This window comes from Arthrobacter sp. ZGTC412, assembly GCF_002929215.1.
Taxonomy (GTDB): domain Bacteria; phylum Actinomycetota; class Actinomycetes; order Actinomycetales; family Micrococcaceae; genus Arthrobacter.
The window spans coordinates 1-1,692 of record NZ_PJII01000045.1; the positions used below are offsets into that span (position 1 = coordinate 1).

Here is a 1,692-nt window from a genome sequence, read left to right on the forward strand (position 1 = left end):
ATCTGAGGGGAGTGAAAGAGATCCTGAAACCATATGCTTACAAGAAGGTAGAGCCCGTTAATGGGTGATACCATGCTTTTTGTAGAAAGAGCCGGCGAGTTACTATTGCATGCGAGGTTAAGTCGATATAGATGGAGCCGTAGTGAAAGCGAGCCTTAATAGGGCGTTTAGTATGCAGTAGTAGACACGAAACCGGGTGATCTAGCCATGAGCAGGTTGAAGTTAGGGTAAAACCTAATGGAGGACCGAACCAGTATTCGTTGAAAAGACTTTGGATGACTTGTGGCTAGCGGTGAAATTCCAATCGAACCCGGAGATAGCTAGTTCTCCCCGATATATCTTTAAGGATAGCGTTATGTGAATTGTTGTGGAGGTAGAGCACTGAATCTATGATGGCTGCACCTAGCGGTACTGATTAGAATTAAACTCCGAATGCCATAACTTGTGCATAGCAGTCAGAACATGGGTGATAAGGTCCATGCTCGTGAGGGAAACAGCCCAGATCGTCAGCTAAGGTCCCTAAGTGTAAACTAAGTGTGTAAGGATGTGGAACTGCACAGACAGCTAGGATGTTGGCTTAGAAGCAGCCATCATTTAAAGAGTGCGTAACAGCTCACTAGTCGAGTGATTCTGCGCCGAAAATGTACCGGGGCTTAAGTTTACCACCGAAGCTACGGATTGTACGCAAGTACAGTGGTAGGGGAGCGTTCCAAGGGTGATGAAGTCAGACCGTAAGGACTGGTGGAGCGCTTGGAAGTGATTATGCCGGCATGAGTAACGTTTGGAAGTGAGAATCTTCCATGCCGTTTGACCAAGGTTTCCTGGGCAAGGTTCGTCCACCCAGGGTTAGTCAGGACCTAAGGCGAGGCCGACAGGCGTAGTCGATGGACAACAGGTTGATATTCCTGTACCAGTTAATTAGTGATGGAGTGACGGAGAAGGATAGTATATCCCGGGTGCTGGTTGTCCCGGGCTAAGCACAAAGACGGCAACATTGGCAAATCCGTGTTGTATTAACGTTGAAGTGTGATGGGGAGTGAACGGTTCGCCTAGTAACGAAGTATATGACTCCACGCTTCCAAGAAAAGCTTCTAACATTAATAATTAACTGCCTGTACCTAGAACGAACACACGTGGTCAAGGAGAAAATCCTAAGGCAAGCGAGACAACTGTAGCTAAGGAACTCTGCAAAATAACTCCGTAACTTCGGAAGAAGGAGTGCTCATCTTTGATGAGCCGCAGTGAAGAGGGAGGGGCAACTGTTTAACAAAAACACAGCTCTCTGCTAAGTCGCAAGACGATGTATAGGGGGTGACACCTGCCCAGTGCCGGAAGGTTAAGAGGAGAAGTCAGCACAAGCGAAGCTTTGAATTGAAGCCCCGGTGAACGGCGGCCGTAACAATAACGGTCCTAAGGTAGCGAAATTCCTTGTCAGGTAAATTCTGACCCGCACGAAAGGTGTAATGATCCCTTCGCTGTCTCGGCTGCAGACTCGGTGAAATTTTAGTACCGGTGAAGATGCCGGTTACCCGCAACTAGACGGGGAGACCCCGTGGAGCTTTACTATAACTTGATATTGAAATTTGGTGTAACGTGTAGAGGATAGGTGGGAGACTATGAGACCAGGACGCCAGTACTGGTGGAGTCAACCTTGGAATACCACCCTCGTTACATTGGGTTTCTAACTTCGAC

General features: G+C 47.9%; 1 rRNA gene. It reads left to right on the forward strand.

Annotation, left to right across the window (positions count from 1 at the left end):
* Positions 1-1,692: ribosomal RNA gene (locus CXQ88_RS21295) — 23S ribosomal RNA — on the forward strand; the annotation flags it as partial.